The sequence below is a fragment of the Kribbella sp. NPDC026611 genome, assembly GCF_040638345.1.
In the GTDB taxonomy this organism is placed as follows: domain Bacteria; phylum Actinomycetota; class Actinomycetes; order Propionibacteriales; family Kribbellaceae; genus Kribbella.
In genome coordinates, this window is record NZ_JBEZYC010000022.1 from 1 (window position 1) to 1,484 (window position 1,484).

Here is a 1,484-nt window from a genome sequence, read left to right on the forward strand (position 1 = left end):
TGAACTGGTCCCCGGAAGTTGGATTGGTTAAGTAAGAGGTTATAGAGGGTTTCTAGGCTGCGAGGGTCTGGGTCCGGTAGTGCACCGGGCTCAGGCCCTCGAGTCGTGTTGAGATGCGGTGGTTGTTGTACCAGTGGAGGTAGTCGTGCAGTGCGGCGATGAACGCGCTGGGGCTGGTGTAGGTGGTGTGGTGGAAGAGTTCTTCTTTGAGGTGTCCGAAGAAGTTCTCGATGACGGCGTTGTCGAGGCAGTTGCCTTTGCGGGACATTGACTGGGTCGCGCCGGCGTCGGCGAGTAGGTGCTGCCAGGAGGGGTGCTGGTACTGGAATCCCTGGTCGGAGTGCACCAGCGGTGCCTGGCCGGGGTTGAGGCCGGGCTCGAGGGTCGCGAGGGCGGCACGCAGCGAGTTGTTGGTCAGATCCAGGTTTGGTGATCGGTCGATCGCGTAGGCGATGATTTGGCGGTCGAACAGGTCCATGATCGGTGACAGGTAGAGCTTGCGGTCTGCGACGCGGAACTCGGTCACGTCGGTGACCCACTTCTGGTTCGGAGCGGTCGCGGTGAAGTCGCGGGCCAGCAGGTTCGGGGCGGTCCGGCCGGCCTCGCCGCGGTAGGAGTTGTAACGCTTCCTGCGCCGTACCGGGCACTGCAGCCCGAGGCGGCCCATCAGCTTCAGCACGGTCTTCTTCGCCACCCGCCAGCCCTGCTGAGTCAGTACGGCGTGGACTCGCCGGTGCCCGTAACGACGGTGGTTGTCCTCGAAGATGTCCCGGATCGCGGCCTTCAGCCCGGCGTGCGGATCCGGCCGAAACCAACGGGCCTGGTGGTAGAAGAACGTTGACCGGGCCAGTCCGGCGATCTGCAACAGCAGGTCCAGACGATAGTCAGCCTTGAGAGCGACCACAGCAGCAACTTTCACCGCTGTTGTTGTTCCCTCAAGGCCCGCAATTTTCCCAGGTAGGCGTTCTCCGCCCGCAACCGCTCATTCTCACGACGAAGCTGCTCCAGCTCCGACCCCACATCCACCCCCGACGGGGCCGGCGCGTCCGGATCTTTCGCAGCCTTCGGTGGTCTGCCCTTCGGCTTCGGCTGCAACCCATCCTCACCCTCGCGCTGGTACGCCCGGGCCCATCTCTTCACCAACTCCGGTGAGGACAGCTCGTGCTCGGTCGCCAGCACCATCGCCGACTCACCAGCCAGGAACCTCTCCACCACGGCCAGCTTGAACTCGAACGAGTACGACCGCTTCGTCGGCTTGGTCACCAACGCTCCTCTGCCCCAGATCTGCCAGCGCCGATACAACCGCTTCACCGGCCACAGCACCACACCCAGCAGCCTCGCGACCGAGCGATACCCCAGGCCCTCCTCGAACCACGCTACCGCCCGCTCACGTTGCCCCACCGACAACGAACTACGTCCATCCATACGAACGCTCCCCAGAAATCAGAACTGAATTCTCAGTCCAACTTCTGGGGAGCGGTTCA

At 63.4% G+C, this 1,484-nt stretch carries 2 protein-coding genes; both read right to left on the minus strand.

Features of this window, described 5'->3' with window-relative positions:
• Nucleotides 1-52: 52 nt before the first annotated feature.
• The gene (locus AB0E69_RS41050) at nucleotides 53-919 is read right to left on the minus strand and encodes an IS3 family transposase (protein WP_360159792.1); all 867 of its coding nucleotides are present in this window, start codon (nucleotides 917-919) and stop codon (nucleotides 53-55) included.
• A complete protein-coding gene (locus tag AB0E69_RS41055) occupies nucleotides 916-1,425 on the minus strand; it encodes a helix-turn-helix domain-containing protein (RefSeq protein WP_360159794.1) in 510 nt (169 codons plus the stop codon). The genes AB0E69_RS41050 and AB0E69_RS41055 overlap by 4 nt, the downstream gene beginning before the upstream one ends.
• Nucleotides 1,426-1,484: the final 59 nt, after the last annotated feature.

Coding starts and splice junctions, on each gene's coding strand:
- AB0E69_RS41055 (WP_360159794.1), bottom strand. CDS start 1,425: ATGGATGGACGTAGTTCGTTGTCGGTGGGGCAACGTGAGCGGGCGGTA.